Genomic DNA, 14,886 nt, shown 5'->3' on the forward strand with positions numbered 1-14,886 from the left:
ATCAGCGCTGCGCCTCCCGCGCCGCCTTTGCGGAGGCATTCAGCTGTTCCAGCGTGTGCTGATAATCGCCACTGGCCTCCGCGAAGCGCAGCGGGCGGACGCGCTGTACCAGGATTTCCTCCGGTGTCGGCTGTTCGGCGAACAGGGCCATGACCTCGTCGACGAACTCGGCAAGCGGCTGGTATCCTGGCCGGTCTTCCTGACCCGGTGTCAGTTCCGTCTGCACGCCGGGGGGCGCGAGTTCGATCACCTCAACCTTGTCCTTCAACGCCGAACGCAGCGACAGGGTATAGGAATGCAACGCTGCCTTTGTCGCCGAATAGGTTGGTGCGGCGACCAGGGGGACAAAGGCCAGGCCGGATGTGACGTTGACGATCGCGGCGCCTGGCTGCTGCACGAGATGATCGACGAACGCGTCGATCAGGCGGATCGGGCCGAGCAGGTTGGTGGCGATCGTCGTCTCCGCATCGCCGAGGTCGCGTGCGGCGTCGAGCGACTCGAAACGCATGATGCCGGCATTGTTGACCAGCACGTTCAGGTCCGGATGATCGGCCAGCACCTGCCGCGCGAACGCGGCCGTGCCCTCGGCGTCCTCCACGTCCAGCTGGACCGCGAACATCCCCTCGCGCTCGGCGATCGTCTCGTCCAGCGCGTCAAGCCTGCGCCCGGCGACGATCACGGTGTTGCCCTGGTCATGCAGACGTTGCGCGATGGCCGCGCCGATGCCGGACCCGCCGCCGGTCATCAGGATCGTATTGCCGCTCTGCTTCATGGGAAATCTCCTTGTGAGGATGTCGTCACACCATTTATTCGCCCGTTGTCCGATCGGAAGAAGGCACCCGCAATATTCCTACTTACCCGCCGGAGAGTGACGCCGTGCCCGCGAAAGCCGCGCTTTCCGCGAAGCCCGATGCCAAGCCATGGCCCGACACCGATCCCGCGGTGGACGCGCTGGTGACGGAACTGATCGGGCGCGTGGCGAACAAATGGACCATGCTGATCCTCGAAGCGCTCGCGGATCATGGCGAGTTGCGCTTCACACGCATCGGTCGGCTGGTCGGCGGCATCAGCCAGAAGATGCTCACCCAGACCCTGCGGCAGATGGAGCGCGACGGGTTGCTGGTTCGCACGGTGCATCCCGTTATCCCGCCGCACGTCGATTATCGTCTGACCTCGCTGGGCCTGAGCCTTGGCGCGGCGTTCTGCGGCGTATGGCAATGGGCGGAGGCCAATCTGACGGTCATCCACGACGCGCGCGCCCGGTTCGACGCGAAAAGCGACTAGCCCGCGTTATCGCCGCAGACGCTCCGCATGCCACCGCACATGATCGGCCATGAAGGTCGAGATGAAGTGGTAGCTGTGATCGTACCCCGGCTGGATGCGAAGCGTCAGGTCGATGGCCGCCTCCGCGCAGGCGTCCTGCAGCAGTTCGGGGCGCAGCTGTTCCGCCAGGAACTGATCGGCATCACCCTGATCGACCAGCAGCTCCGCGACGCGTGCGCCGTCCTCGATCAGCGCCACCGCATCATGCCGGCGCCACGCCGCCCGGTCTTCACCCAGATAGCCGCCCAGCGCCTTTTGCCCCCAGGGCACCTGCGATGGCGCGACGATCGGCGCGAAGGCGGAGATGGAGCGGAAGCGATCGGGCAGGGTCAGGCCGATGGTCAGCGCGCCGTGCCCGCCCATGGAATGGCCGGTGATGCCCTGGCGCGCCATGTCGACCGGGAATGCGGCCCCGACCGACATGGGCAGTTCCTCGGTGACGTAACGCCACATGCGGTAGTTCGTCGCGAACGGCGCCTCCGTTGCATCGAGGTAGAAGCCTGCGCCCTGTCCGAAGTCGTACGCACCCGCCGGATCGTCCGGCACGCCCTCGCCGCGCGGCGACGTGTCGGGAGCCACGAATACGATCCCCGCCTCCGCACAGGAGCGGCGATACTCGCCCTTGTCCGTGACGTTGGCATGGGTGCAGGTCAGGCCCGACAGATACCACAGCACCGGCAGGGTCTGGCCCTTCTCATGCGGGGGCACGAACACGGAGAAGATCATGTCGGTGCCGGTCGCCTCGGACGCGTGCCGGTACACGCCCTGGGTGCCGCCATAGGCGCGGCTGGTCGATAGGGTCTCCATCGCGCTCAATTCCTCGGCATCCGGTGCACGGCGCACAGCTTGTTGCCGTCGGGATCGCGCAGATACGCCAGGTAAAGCGGTCCCACCGACCCCTGGCGGATCCCCGGCGCGTCCTCGATCGCGGTGCCGCCATGCGCGACCCCGGCCCGGTGCCATGCGTCCGCCTGATCCGGCCCGGACATGGTGAAGCCGATCGTGGCGCCATTGCCGTGCGTCGCCGGTTGTCCGTCGATCGGCGGAGTCACGATGAACAAGGCGCCATCGTGCAGGTAGACCAGCCGGCCCTTGGCGTCCTCCTTGCCGGGCCGGCCGCCTATAGCGGCGAACAGCGCGTCGTAAAATCGGCGCGACCGCGCCATGTCGTTCGTGCCGACGGCCATGTGACTGAACATGTTCGTGTCCTCTTCAGTAGATCACGACGCTGCGGATGCTTTCGCCCGCATGCATCAGGTCGAAACCCTTGTTGATCTCCTCCAGCGACAGCAGGTGTGTGATCATCGGGTCGATCTCGATCTTGCCGTTCATGTACCAGTCTACGATCTTCGGCACATCCGTCCGACCCTTCGCGCCGCCGAACGCGGTGCCGCGCCAGTTGCGTCCGGTGACGAGCTGGAACGGACGCGTCGCGATCTCCTTGCCCGCCTCGGCCACGCCGATGATGATGCTGGTGCCCCAGCCGCGGTGGCATGCCTCCAGCGCGGTGCGCATCACCTCCGTATTGCCGGTCGCATCGAACGTGTAGTCCGCGCCGCCGTCGGTCAGTTCCACGACGCGGGCGACGGTGTCCTCCCGGCTCAGCCCCTTGCTGTTCAGGAAGTGGGTCATGCCGAACCGGCGGCCCCATTCCTCGCGCTCCGGATTGATGTCGACGCCGATGATCCTCGCCGCACCCGCCAGCTTCGCGCCCTGGATGACGTTCAGGCCGATGCCGCCCAGCCCGAAGACGACGATATTCTCACCCACCTGCACCTTTGCCGTGTTGACCACAGCACCGACACCGGTGGTGACGCCGCAACCGATATAGCAGCTGGTCTGGAACGGCGCGTCCTCACGGATCTTCGCCACCGCGATCTCCGGCAACACGGTGAAGTTGGAGAAGGTGGAACAGCCCATATAGTGAAAGATCGGCTGGCCCTTGTAGCTGAAGCGCGTGGTGCCGTCCGGCATCAGCCCCTTGCCCTGCGTCGCGCGGATCGCGGTGCACAGGTTGGTCTTGCCCGACAGGCACGACTTACACTGGCGGCATTCGGGGGTGTAGAGCGGGATGACGTGGTCGCCCGGCGCCACCGATGTCACGCCCGCGCCCACCTCGCGCACGATGCCGGCGCCTTCGTGACCCAGCACGCTGGGGAACAGGCCCTCGGAATCTAGCCCGTCCAGCGTATAGGCGTCGGTGTGGCAGATGCCGGTCGCCATGATCTCCACCAGCACCTCGCCGGCCTTGGGCCCTTCCAGGTCGAGTTCGACGATCTCCAGCGGCTTCTTCGCCTCGAAAGCGACGGCGGCACGGGTCTTCATGGCGTATCCTTCAACAAACGCGTCGCCGGGCGAATGCCTTTGCCGGGCGCTCAAGGAAAGGGTCTAAACGGGCGATGTGGTGCCGCGAGAGGCACGTATCGACGCCGTTCCCGCCGCTTCGATGCTGACCCTTGCAGGGCTGAGCCGTGCTGGCATGGGAGACTGTCGCCGCCTCATGCCGCGACGATGGCGAGCGCCGCGTCAGCATGGTCCCGCGACGGGATGACGAGGTGGCGGATGAAGTTGTTCAGCTCGGTTCGGCGCCGGTCGGTCTCCGCCAGTTCGGCATCGACGCCCAATCGCCAGCGCAGGTCGATGCGGTCGGGACGCAGGTCGAGGGCGTCGAGCATCTCCGCCTGATGCGTCACCGCGTCCTCGGTCAGCGCCAGCCCGGCCTCGACCAGATCGCCTGCCTCACGGCGCAGGGCGGCGGCGATCTCCGCCAGCGACAGTTCCGGGTGATATTGCACGCCCCAGAAGATGCCGCCCGCATGGCGGATCTCCGCCGCCTGCACGCGGGTCACGGCATTGGTGGCGAGCAGGGTGGCGCCCGGCGGCAGGTCCACCACCTCGTCACCATGGATCGCCGGCGCGTCCCATGCGGGTCCGCGCCCCGCCAGCAGCGGGTGATCGCGGCCGGCGACGGTGGGGGAGATGCGGCGCGCGATCCCCGCCTCCTGCCGATCCATCGACCGCACCGTGCCACCCGCCGCCGCCACCGCGAGTTGCAGGCCGGCGCACGATCCGAAGCTGGGTACGCCCGACTCGAACACATCGCGCATGAACGCGATCTGCCGCCGCGTCTCCGGCATGTCGTTATAAACGTGCAGGGGCGACCCGGTGACGAACACGGCATCGTAAGCGCGGATCGCCTCCCTGTCGGGAAGGTCCGCATCGGCGTCGGCCGGCGCCACCCGCCGGCACTCGGCGTCGGGGGCGATCTGTCGCAACGTCTCGCAATAACTCTCGCCTGAACTGCGCCCGACTCGTGCCCGGCGAGCCTCCCGCTGCTCGTGGTTCTCGCTTTCGGCTACCAGGAAGCGGAGCGGCTCGGACGTTCGTACGGGAATGGAAATCATTGCTCGCCAACGCATTGCGGCGGGCCGGGGTCCGTGCTGGGTCGATGTTGACCGTCATCGATGCAGATGTTGCTTCAGGTTGCTGGCGCCGGGCGCGTGGGGGGCGTAGGACGCCGCCATGCAGGCGCGCGCCATCACTGCCACGGCCATGCGGGCCGCGACCGTCGCGGCGCTGCTCGCACCGCTCGCGGGTTGCGCGGCGGGGGTCCTCGATCCCGTCGGGCCTGTCGGACATGGCGAGCGCACCATCCTGTTCAACGCGCTGGCGATCATGCTGGCCATCGTCATACCGACCATGATCGCCACGATCGCCTTTGCTTGGTGGTTTCGCGCCGGGAACACGCGCGCCCGCTATCGTCCCGACTTCGTCTATTCGGGACAGATCGAGCTGCTGGTCTGGTCGGTGCCGCTGCTGACGATCCTGTTCCTGGGCGGCGTGATCTGGACCGGCAGCCATGAACTCGATCCCGCACGCCCGCTGACGTCGCGCGCTCGCCCGCTGGAGGTTCAGGTGGTGGCGCTCGATTGGAAGTGGCTGTTCATCTACCCGGAACAACGCATCGCGTCCGTCAACCGGCTGGTCATCCCGGTCGGGGTGCCGGTGCATTTCACCATCTCATCGGCCAGCGTCCTCAACACCTTTTTCGTGCCGAGGCTGGGGAGCCAGATCTACGCCATGAACGGCATGCGGTCGCAGCTGAACCTTCAGGCGGACAAGCCGGGCACGTATTGGGGGCAGTCGGCGCATTATAGTGGTGATGGTTTTTCCGACATGAACTTCCGGGCTTTCGCGGTGCCGGTGGCGCAATTCGGTCAGTGGACGGCGGCCGCTGCGGGGCGGGGGCCGGTGCTGGATGCAGCCACCTATCGCCAGTTCGCCCGGCAAAGTCAGGAAGTTGCGCCCTTCACCTTCCGCGCGGTCGAGCCGGGATTGTTCGATGCCGTCGTCGCACGGCGCCTGCCGCCCGCACCCGGGCCGGAGCGTGGACGCGGCGGGACAGGCGTATCGCCGGGGGATGCAGGCTGATGCTGGGTAAGCTCAATTGGGGCGCGATTCCGATCGACCAGCCGATCCCGCTGATCGCGGCCGGCGCGATCGGCCTGATCCTAGCGGGCGTGCTCGCCTGGATCACGCGGGCCGGGCACTGGCCGTATCTGTGGCGGGAATGGATCACCTCGGTCGATCACAAGCGGATCGGGGTGATGTACGTCCTGCTCGGGCTGGTGATGCTGATCCGCGGCTTTGTCGATGCGATCATGATGCGCACCCAACAGGCGGCGGCCATCGGTGGGGCGCAGGGCTATCTGCCGCCGGAGCATTATGACCAGCTGTTCTCCGCTCACGGCACGATCATGATCTTCTTCGGCGCGATGCCGTTCATCATCGGATTGATGAACTTCGTCGTGCCGCTGCAACTGGGCGTGCGCGACGTGGCGTTCCCGACGCTGAACTCGGTCAGTTTCTGGCTGACGGCGGCGGGTGCGCTGCTGGTCAACGCCAGCCTGGTCATCGGGGAGTTCGCGCGCACCGGCTGGCTGCCCTACGCGCCGCTCAGCGAGACCGGCTATTCGCCCGGCGTCGGCGTCGATTACTATTTGTGGGCGATCCAGATCTCCGGCGTCGGCACGCTGATGAGCGGGGTCAATCTGGTCACGACGATCCTGAAACTGCGCGCACCGGGCATGAGCTATCTGCGCATGCCGATGTTCTGCTGGACCGCGCTCGGCTCCAACATGTTGATCGTCGCGGCCTTTCCCATCCTGACCGCCACGCTCGCGATGCTGACGCTGGACCGGTATCTCGGCTTCCACTTCTTCACCAACGAAGCTGGCGGCAACCCGATGATGTTCATGAACCTCATCTGGGCCTGGGGCCATCCGGAGGTGTACATTCTGGTACTGCCCGCGTTCGGCATCTTCTCCGAAACCTTCTCCACTTTCTCCAGCAAGCCATTGTTCGGATATCGTTCCATGGTGTTGGCGACGCTGTTCATCGTGGTGGTCAGCTTCACGGTATGGCTGCACCATTTCTTCACCATGGGGGCGGGCGGCGACGTCAACGCCGCGTTCGGCATCGCCACCAGCGTGATCGCGGTGGGCACGGGCGTGAAGGTCTTCAACTGGCTGTTCACCATGTACGGCGGCCGGGTGCGTTTCGCGACGCCGATGCTGTGGTCTATCGCCTTTATGCTGGTGTTCGTCGTCGGTGGCATGACCGGCGTCCTGCTGGCGGTGCCGCCGGCCGATTTCCTGCTGCACAACTCCATGTTCCTGGTGGCACATTTCCACAACGTCATCGTCGGCGGGGTGGTGTTCGGCGCCTTCGCGGGGCTGACCTACTGGTTCCCGAAGGCGTTCGGGTTTCGCCTGGACGAACGGTGGGGACAGATCGCGTTCTGGCTGTCGATCACCGGCTTCGTGATCGTTTTCGGCGCGATGTACGTGCTGGGACTGGAGGGGATGACGCGCCGGTTGCAGCATATCGACAACGTCGAATGGGCGCCGGGCATCTACGTCGCGGGCGGCGGCATGGTGTTCATGCTGCTGGGCGTCGTGGCGCAGGTGACGCAGCTGGTGGTGTCGATCCGCAACCGCGACGCGCTGCGTGACGAGACCGGCGACCCGTGGGACGGGCGCAGCCTGGAATGGTCCACCGCGTCGCCGCCGCCGTCCTTCAACTTCGCCGTCCTGCCCGACGTGCATGGCGAGGAGGCGTACTGGACGGTCAAGGAACGCGCGCGAAAGGAACAATCGCTGGGCGATGCGCCGCAATACGAGGCCGTTCACATGCCCAGGAACAGCGCGACCGGGTTCGTCACCGCGTTCTTCGCGACGCTGACCGGCTTTGCGCTTGTGTGGCATATCTGGTGGCTAGTCGCGGTCAGCCTGGTCGGCGCCTACGCCACCTTCGTCGCCTTCGCCTGGCGTGACGAGGGAGAGGTGGAGATCGCCGCCGACACGGTCGCCGCCGCCGATCGCGCACGACGTACCGCACGGCAGGCATGGCTCGACCGGCAGGAGGGCGCGGCATGAGCGCCTCGGCGACGGACCCGCACCATCTGGGCCATCATGGCGGGAACATGAAGGACGACGATGCGCCCGGCCGGGGCGAGGGCGGGCCTGCGCCACAGCGGATCGTCACCAGCTACGGTTTCTGGATCTTCCTGCTCAGCGACATCGTCATGTTCTCCGGCTTCTTCGCCGCGCATGCGGTGCTGGCCGGAGAGACGGCGGGTGGCCCATCCGGGCGCGAATTGTTCGAGATGCCGCGCGTGGTGCAGGAAACCGCGCTGCTGCTGATGTCCAGCTTCACCTGCGCGCTGGGCGCGGTCGCGACGGAGCGGCGGTCGATGGCGTGGGCGCAGGGGTGGCTGTTGGTCACCGGCCTGCTCGGCTTCGCGTTCCTGATGCTGGAGGTGGCTGAGTTCACCACCATGATCGAGCATGGCGCGGGGCCGGGGCGCAGCGCGTTCCTGTCGTCCTTCTTCGCGCTGGTCGGATGCCACGGGCTGCATGTCGGGGTGGGGCTGTTGTGGCTCGGCACGATGATGGCGCAGCTGTGGGTAAAGGGGTTTCGCGACGACATCCTGCGCCGCTTGTCCTGTTTCAACCTGTTCTGGCACGCGCTGGACATCGTTTGGGTGGGCATCTTCACCCTCGTCTATCTGTTGGGGTCGGGCCTATGAGCGAGGACGCGCGCGACGATGCCGCGCCCGGCGAGACGCGGGAGTCCAAGCGAACGGAGGCACGGGGCGTCGGCGGCTATGTCGTGGGCCTGGCGCTCGCGACGCTGCTGACCGCCGCATCCTTCCTGCTGCCGGGCAGCGGCCTGGTGTGGGGGCCGGCGGTACCGGCGGCGCTGGTGGTGCTGGCGGTCGCGCAGATGGGCGTGCATCTGGTCTTCTTTCTCCATATCTCCACCGGCCCGGACAACACGAACAACGTCATCGCGCTGGCCTTTGGCGTGCTGGTCGTGCTGCTGGTGGTGCTGGGATCGGTGTGGATCATGACCCACCTCAACCACCAGTTGATGACGCCGGGCGACATGGCGCGGATGATGCGGTGATCCTCAGTCGCGTGTCAGGGTGACCTCACGCGCGCGACGGTCGACCCGGATCGTGCATGCGCCGGGCAGGCGTAGTTCGAACCCCTCCGCTCCCGCCCAGCTGGCCGGGGTCATCGGGCGGCCATCCACGTCCAGCCAGACGGCGTCCTCGCCCAGCCACGCGTCACCTTCCATTGCGCCACCGGCACGCCTTGCCGCCAGTTCCGCCACGAACGCTTCCAGATCGCGGTCGCGCGTGTTCCAGTCAATCCATCCGATCGCGTTATCCTGCGCATAGGCGTTGTTGTTGCCGCCCTGACTGCGCCCGAACTCATCGCCCGCCGTCAGCATGATCGTGCCGCGAGAGGCGAACAGCGTCGCCAGCAACGCGCGTCGATCCGTGGCGCGAAGTCCCAGCACCGCCGCATCGTCGCTCGCTCCCTCCACGCCGTTGTTCCAGGAAGCGTTGTGGTCCGTACCGTCGCGGTTGTCCTCACCATTGGCGATGTTGTGCTTCGCGGCGTAGGCTACGGTGTCGGCGAGCGTGAAGCCGTCATGCGCCGCGACGAAGTTCACCGTGCGTGTCGCAGGCCCACCGAACAGGTCCGATGATCCCGACAGGCGTGTCGCCAGCGTACCCGCATCGCCGTCGCCGCGCCAGAACCGCCGGACATCGTCGCGGTAGCGGTCGTTCCATTCCAGCCACCCCTCGGGGAAGCGACCGAGCTGGTAACCGCCGGGTCCGACATCCCACGGCTCCGCGATCATGACCCGGTCCGAGAGGATGGGGTCGGCCGCGATCTCCGCGAAGATCGGCGCGTCGGCGTCGAAGCCGGGTCCGCGCGCCAGGATCGTGGCGAGGTCGAAGCGGAATCCGTCAACACCCGCACGCGCGAAATGGCGCAGGCTGGCGAGGATCAGGTCGCGCACCTCCACCCGGCTTGCGTCAAGGACGTTGCCGGTGCCGGCGTCGTTCACCAGCGCCCCGTCCGGCGAGTGTGTATAGTACAGGTCGGGGTCCAAGCCCCTGAGCGACAGGGTGGGGCCCTCCACGTCGCTTTCGCCCGTGTGATTGAAGACCAGGTCGAGGATGGTGCCGATGCCTGCCGCCCGCAGCGCCGCCACCGTCTCGGTCAGCTCGGCCAGCCCGCCGGGCACCAGCCCAGGATCGAGCGCCATCGGCACGACCGGATTATACCCCCAGGCGTTGCGCAGTCCGAGCGGGGCCAGGTGGCGTTCGTCGATCCAGGCGACGATCGGCATCAGCTCCACCGCCGCGACCCCGATCCGTTGCAGATGGGCGATCACCGCCGGATGGGCGAGCGCCGCCAGCGTGCCGCGCTGCAGCTCCGGCACGTCAGGGTGCAGCATCGAAAAGCCGGGGACGTTGATCTCGTAGATCAGGCCGCCCGGCTGGAACAGCGGTGGTGGCGGAGCGGCGACGAGGGGCGCCTGCACGACCGCCTTCGGCACAAGCGCCGCTGTGTCGAGGCCTGCCGCCGCGAGACGTGGATCGTGAGCAAACCGGCGGTCCAGGACCACGGCATAGGGATCGACCAGCAGCTTTGCCGGGTCCAGCCCCGGGCCCTCGACCCGGTAACCGTAACCTGTGCCAATCCCGCGACCCGGTACCTCCACCGACCAGATGTCGCCGTTTCGCTCCATCGCGATCCGCGTTTCGCGATCCCCGTCGAAGAGGCACAGCCACGCCGCGCTCGCCGGCCGCGACCGTACGGCGAAGCGCGTGCCGCCGCCGTACGGATGCGCCCCCAATTGCGCTGTCACGTGATGACGTCGGGTCGTTCGCGTCCCGTGTGGCGGACGATGCCGGCCAGTTCGTCGGCGGCGGCGACAATGTCCGCCAGCGCCTCTCCCGTATCGCGGTCGAGATTGCCGTCGACTGGCTCGTAGCGTTCCAGATAGACGCGCAGCGTCGCGCCACTGGTGCCGGTGCCGGACAGGCGGAACACGACGCGGCTGCCGCCGGCGAACAGGATGCGCACGCCCTGGTTGCGGCTAACCGAACCATCGGTCGGATCGGAATAGGCGAAGTCGTCCGCCGCCTGGACGGTCAGCCCCGCGACGGTGCGGCCGGGCAGTGCGTAAAGGCCCGCGCGCAATTCGGCCATCAACGTATCGGCGCGTTCGCTCTCGACGCCCTCATAATCGTGGCGCGCGTAATAGTTGCGGCCGAAGCGCGCCCAATGCTCCCGCGCGATCGCATCCACGCTCTTGCCGGTCGCCGCCAGAATGTTGAGCCACAGCAGCACCGCCCACAAACCATCCTTTTCGCGGACGTGGTCCGACCCGGTCCCCGCGCTTTCCTCGCCGCAGATCGTCGCCATGCCGGCGTCGAGCAGGTTGCCGAAGAACTTCCACCCCGTCGGCGTCTCATAGGCCGGGATGCCCAGAGCATCGGCCACCCGGTCGGCGGCGGCGCTGGTCGGCATGGAGCGGGCAATACCCTTCAGACCGGACGCATAGCCCGGCGCCAGATGCGCGTTGGCCGCCAGCATTGCCAGGCTGTCGGACGGGGTGACGAAACGTCCGCGCCCGATGATGAGGTTGCGGTCGCCGTCGCCATCGGAGGCCGCGCCGAAATCCGGCGCGTCGTCGCCCATCATCCGATCGTACAATTCGTGCGCGTGGACCAGATTGGGGTCGGGATGATACCCGCCGAAATCCTCCAGCGGCGTACCGTTGCGCACCGTGCCGGACGCAAAGCCCAGACGTTTTTCCAGGATTTCCGTCGCATACGGCCCGGTCACCGCGCTCATCGCGTCGAATGACATGGTCAGCCCGGCGCCCCGGATCGCGTCGAAATCGAACAACTGCTCCATCAGCGCGGCATAGTCGGCGACGGAGTCGACCACCTCGACCACCATGTCCTCGACACGGCTTTCACCGAGCGTGTCGAGATCGGGCACCGCCGCATCGCTCGCCTGCCAGCGATCGATCGTGCCGGTGCGCGCGAAGATCGCCTCCGTCACGCCCTCGGGCGCGGGGCCGCCATTGGCGATGTTGTACTTGATGCCGAAGTCTTCATCCGGACCGCCCGGATTGTGGCTGGCCGACAGCACCAGGCCGCCGATCGCGCCGCGCTGGCGGATCAGGTTGCTGGCGGCGGGCGTGGACAACAATCCGCCTTGGCCGACCACCACCCGGCCGAAGCCGGCCGCCGCGGCCATGCGGATCGCCTTGCCGATCACCTCGCGGTTCAGGAAGCGACCGTCGCCGCCGATCACCAGCGTCGCACCCTCCTTGCCCTCCACCACGTCGAACACCGACTGGATGAAGTTCTCCGCATAGTTCGGCTGTTGGAACACCCGCACCTTCTTGCGCAGGCCCGACGTGCCCGGCTTCTGGTCGGTGAACGGCGTGGTCGTTTGCGTGACGATCATTGTTCCCCCGCGATCGATCGATAGAGTTCGGCGTAGCGACGCCCGCTGGTGTTCCAGGAGAAGTCGGCGCGCATGCCGTTCTTCTGGATCTGGCACCATTGGTCGGGCCGCGCATGAATGGCAACGACGCGGCGCAGCGTCTCCGTCAGCGTATCGGCGGATACGTCGCCATGCTGGAAACCGGTCGCGACGCCCGCCGCCAGTGCCGCTTCGTTGGCGTCGATCACCGTGTCGGCCAGGCCGCCGGTCCGCGCCACCACCGGCACGCAGCCATAGGCGAGGCCGTAAAGCTGGGTCAGCCCACAAGGCTCGAACCGCGACGGGATCAGGATCGCGTCGGCACCCCCCTGCAACAGGTGCGACAGGGGTTCGTCATAGCCGATCCGCACGCCGATCCGGCCGGGATGGCGTGCCGCCGCCGCCACGAACGCCTGTTCCAGCGCGGCATCGCCGGAGCCGAGCAGCGCCAGGCGCCCGCCCATCGCGACCAGATCGTCCAGCACCCAGGCGAGCACGTCCATGCCCTTCTGCCAGGTCAGTCGGCTGATGACGGTGAACAATGGTCCGTCGCCCGGCTCCAGGTCGAACATCTTTTCCACCGCGCGTTTGTTGCGGGCGCGACGGCCGATCGCGCGGGCGGAATAGGGGGCGGGCAGGGCGGCGTCCGCGTCCGGGTTCCAGATCGCGGGATCGATGCCGTTGACGATGCCGCTGACCCGGTCAGCCCGTGCGGCGATCAGCCCCTCCAGCCCCATGCCGAACCGACCCTCCCGGATTTCTCGCGCATAGGTCGGGCTGACGGTGGTGATCGCATCGGCCGCTTCCAACCCTGCCTTCAGGTACCCGACGCCACCATAATACTCGACGCCGTCGACCGCGAACGCATCGTCCGGCAGCGCGAGGTCGTCGAAGACGGTGGCGGGAAATCGTCCCTGAAACGCGATGTTGTGGACCGTCATCACACTCCGCGCCACCGGTCCCGGACCGGGCGCAAAGCGGAGATAGGCTGGCGCCATCGCTGCCTGCCAGTCATGGGCATGCAGGACATCGAAGGCGAACCCCTTCACGACGCCCGACGCCAGATCGGCCGCCGCGCGCGAAAAGGCGCCGAAACGCTGCCAGTCGTCGGGATGGTCGTACAGCCCGCCCTCCCGCGCGAACAGGCGCGGCGCGTCTAGGATCAGAAGCGGGTGGTCCGCACCCTCGCCGCCCGGCAGGCGCGTCGCCAACAACCGCGCCTCCACGCCCAGCAGGTCGGCCCAGCGGTGCACGACCTTTGCCCCCTTCGCCACCTTGCCCAGCGCGGGATAGCCGGGCAGCAGCGTCGTGGTCGCTATCCCGTGCGGCGCCAGCGCGGCGGGTAGGGCGCCCACCACATCCGCCAGCCCGCCGGTCTTGACCAGCGGGAACGCCTCGGACGCGACCGAAAGGACCTTCACAGGTCCAGCCGGTCGATCATCGGCTGGGTGATCAGTACCACACCCTTGTCGGTGCGGCGGAACCGACGGGCGTCCAGCTCCGGGTCGTCACCGACCACCAGCCCGTCCGGAATGCGGACGCCGCGGTCGATCACCACCTTCCGCAGCCGCGCGCCTCGCCCGACATGGCAATAGGGCAGCACCACCGCCTCATCGAGCATCGCGAAGCTGTGCGTGCGCACGCCGGTCGACAACAGCGACCGGTGAATCGACGATCCCGATACGATGCAGTTGCCCGACACCAGGCTGGCCACCGCCGAACCGCGTCGACCATCGATGTCATGGACGAACTTGGCGGGCGGCGTGATCTCCGAATAGGTCCACAGGGGCCATTCGCGGTCGTACAGGTCGAGTTCCGGAATGACGTCGGTCAGGTCGACGTTCGCCTCCCAATAGGCGTCCACCGTGCCGACATCGCGCCAATAGGCCTTGGGCTCCTCGTCCGATCGCACACAGCTGGCGGAGAAACGGTGCGCCTGGGCGCGGCCGTGCTTCACCAGATAGGGAATGATGTCCTTGCCGAAATCGCGGGATGATCCGGGCGTCGCCGCATCGCGCTTCAACTCCTCGATCAGGAAGCGGGTGGAGAAGACGTAGATGCCCAGACTCGCCAGCGCCACATCGGGGTCGCCGGGGATGGACGGCGGGTCGGCGGGCTTTTCGACGAAGTCGATGATCTTGTCCGTCCCGTCGACGTGCATCACGCCGAACGCCACCGCCTCCATGCGCGGCACTTCCATGCACGCGACGGTCACGTCAGCACCGCTTTCGCAGTGCTGCTGCAACATGATCTCGTAATCCATCTTGTAGATGTGGTCGCCCGCCAGGATGACCATGTATTCGGGATCATGGCTCTCGATGATGTCGATGTTCTGGTACACCGCGTCCGCCGTGCCCTCATACCATTGCGTTTCTGAGACGCGCTGGCTGGCCGGAAGGATGTCGAAGCTTTCGTTGCGCTCCGGCCGGAAGAAGTTCCAGCCGTGCTGCAGGTGCCGGATCAGCGAGTGCGCCTTGTACTGCGTCGCGACCCCGATCCGGCGGATGCCCGAGTTGAGCGCGTTGGACAGGGCGAAGTCGATGATCCGGCTTTTTCCGCCGAAATACACCGCCGGCTTGGCGCGCGTGTCCGTCATCTCGTGCAGGCGGCTGCCGCGCCCGCCCGCCAGGACATAGGCCATCGCGTCGCGCGCCAATGGTTGTCCCCTGCGGTGATGATGAAGATTCATGGTGGT

14 protein-coding genes are annotated in these 14,886 nt (G+C 67.0%); 5 read left to right on the top strand and 9 right to left on the bottom strand.

Features of this window, described 5'->3' with window-relative positions:
* Position 1: 1 nt before the first annotated feature.
* Complete coding sequence (locus tag BMX37_RS09755) at positions 2-772, bottom strand: SDR family oxidoreductase (RefSeq protein WP_093665537.1); 771 nt, start codon at positions 770-772, stop codon at positions 2-4.
* 104 nt (positions 773-876) lie between these two features.
* On the opposite strand from BMX37_RS09755, the gene BMX37_RS09760 reads away from it, so the two are divergent.
* Entirely contained in the window at positions 877-1,284 is a 408-nt protein-coding gene (locus BMX37_RS09760) for a winged helix-turn-helix transcriptional regulator (protein ID WP_093665538.1), read from the top strand.
* 6 nt (positions 1,285-1,290) lie between these two features.
* Here BMX37_RS09760 and fghA read toward each other — a convergent pair whose 3' ends face one another.
* From fghA to BMX37_RS09780, 4 genes are all read right to left on the bottom strand, one after another.
* The gene (gene fghA / locus BMX37_RS09765; protein WP_093665670.1) at positions 1,291-2,130 is read right to left on the bottom strand and encodes an S-formylglutathione hydrolase; all 840 of its coding nucleotides are present in this window, start codon (positions 2,128-2,130) and stop codon (positions 1,291-1,293) included.
* A gap of 5 nt (positions 2,131-2,135) precedes the next feature.
* Positions 2,136-2,522: a VOC family protein gene (locus BMX37_RS09770; protein ID WP_093665539.1), complete on the bottom strand. Its 387-nt coding sequence runs from the start codon at positions 2,520-2,522 to the stop codon at positions 2,136-2,138.
* Between the two features lie 13 nt (positions 2,523-2,535).
* Positions 2,536-3,648 carry an S-(hydroxymethyl)glutathione dehydrogenase/class III alcohol dehydrogenase gene (locus BMX37_RS09775; protein WP_093665540.1) on the bottom strand — a complete coding sequence of 371 codons (1,113 nt, stop codon included), beginning with the start codon at positions 3,646-3,648 and terminating at the stop codon, positions 2,536-2,538.
* Between the two features lie 173 nt (positions 3,649-3,821).
* Positions 3,822-4,727, bottom strand: coding sequence for a type 1 glutamine amidotransferase (locus BMX37_RS09780; protein ID WP_093665541.1), 906 nt, complete (start codon positions 4,725-4,727; stop codon positions 3,822-3,824).
* A 118-nt stretch (positions 4,728-4,845) separates the two neighbouring features.
* Here BMX37_RS09780 and cyoA point away from each other — a divergent pair, with 118 nt between their 5' ends.
* From cyoA to cyoD, 4 genes are read left to right on the top strand one after another with little or no spacing between them, the layout of a single operon-like run.
* Positions 4,846-5,754: a ubiquinol oxidase subunit II gene (gene cyoA / locus BMX37_RS09785; protein WP_093665542.1), complete on the top strand. Its 909-nt coding sequence runs from the start codon at positions 4,846-4,848 to the stop codon at positions 5,752-5,754.
* Positions 5,754-7,760, top strand: a complete 2,007-nt coding sequence (locus BMX37_RS09790) for a cbb3-type cytochrome c oxidase subunit I (RefSeq protein WP_093665543.1) — start codon at positions 5,754-5,756, stop codon at positions 7,758-7,760. The genes cyoA and BMX37_RS09790 overlap by 1 nt, the downstream gene beginning before the upstream one ends.
* Complete coding sequence (locus BMX37_RS09795) at positions 7,757-8,413, top strand: cytochrome (ubi)quinol oxidase subunit III (RefSeq protein ID WP_093665544.1); 657 nt, start codon at positions 7,757-7,759, stop codon at positions 8,411-8,413. Before BMX37_RS09790 ends, BMX37_RS09795 begins: the two co-directional genes overlap by 4 nt.
* A complete protein-coding gene (gene cyoD / locus BMX37_RS09800; protein WP_093665545.1) occupies positions 8,410-8,793 on the top strand; it encodes a cytochrome o ubiquinol oxidase subunit IV in 384 nt (127 codons plus the stop codon). Before BMX37_RS09795 ends, cyoD begins: the two co-directional genes overlap by 4 nt.
* A gap of 3 nt (positions 8,794-8,796) precedes the next feature.
* Here cyoD and glgX read toward each other — a convergent pair whose 3' ends face one another.
* The 4 genes from glgX to glgC are packed head-to-tail and all read right to left on the bottom strand — an operon-like array spanning position 8,797 to position 14,880.
* Positions 8,797-10,557: a glycogen debranching protein GlgX gene (gene glgX, locus BMX37_RS09805; protein WP_170841915.1), complete on the bottom strand. Its 1,761-nt coding sequence runs from the start codon at positions 10,555-10,557 to the stop codon at positions 8,797-8,799.
* Complete coding sequence (locus tag BMX37_RS09810; protein ID WP_093665547.1) at positions 10,554-12,173, bottom strand: alpha-D-glucose phosphate-specific phosphoglucomutase; 1,620 nt, start codon at positions 12,171-12,173, stop codon at positions 10,554-10,556. Before BMX37_RS09810 ends, glgX begins: the two co-directional genes overlap by 4 nt.
* Complete coding sequence (gene glgA / locus BMX37_RS09815) at positions 12,170-13,612, bottom strand: glycogen synthase GlgA (RefSeq protein ID WP_093665548.1); 1,443 nt, start codon at positions 13,610-13,612, stop codon at positions 12,170-12,172. Before glgA ends, BMX37_RS09810 begins: the two co-directional genes overlap by 4 nt.
* On the bottom strand, positions 13,609-14,880 hold the full coding sequence (gene glgC / locus BMX37_RS09820; RefSeq protein ID WP_093665549.1) for a glucose-1-phosphate adenylyltransferase: 1,272 nt from the start codon (positions 14,878-14,880) through the stop codon (positions 13,609-13,611). The genes glgA and glgC overlap by 4 nt, the downstream gene beginning before the upstream one ends.
* Between the last annotated feature and the right edge of the window lie 6 nt (positions 14,881-14,886).

Source organism: Sphingomonas gellani (genome assembly GCF_900110035.1).
GTDB classification, from domain to species: Bacteria; Pseudomonadota; Alphaproteobacteria; order Sphingomonadales; family Sphingomonadaceae; genus Sphingomonas; species Sphingomonas gellani.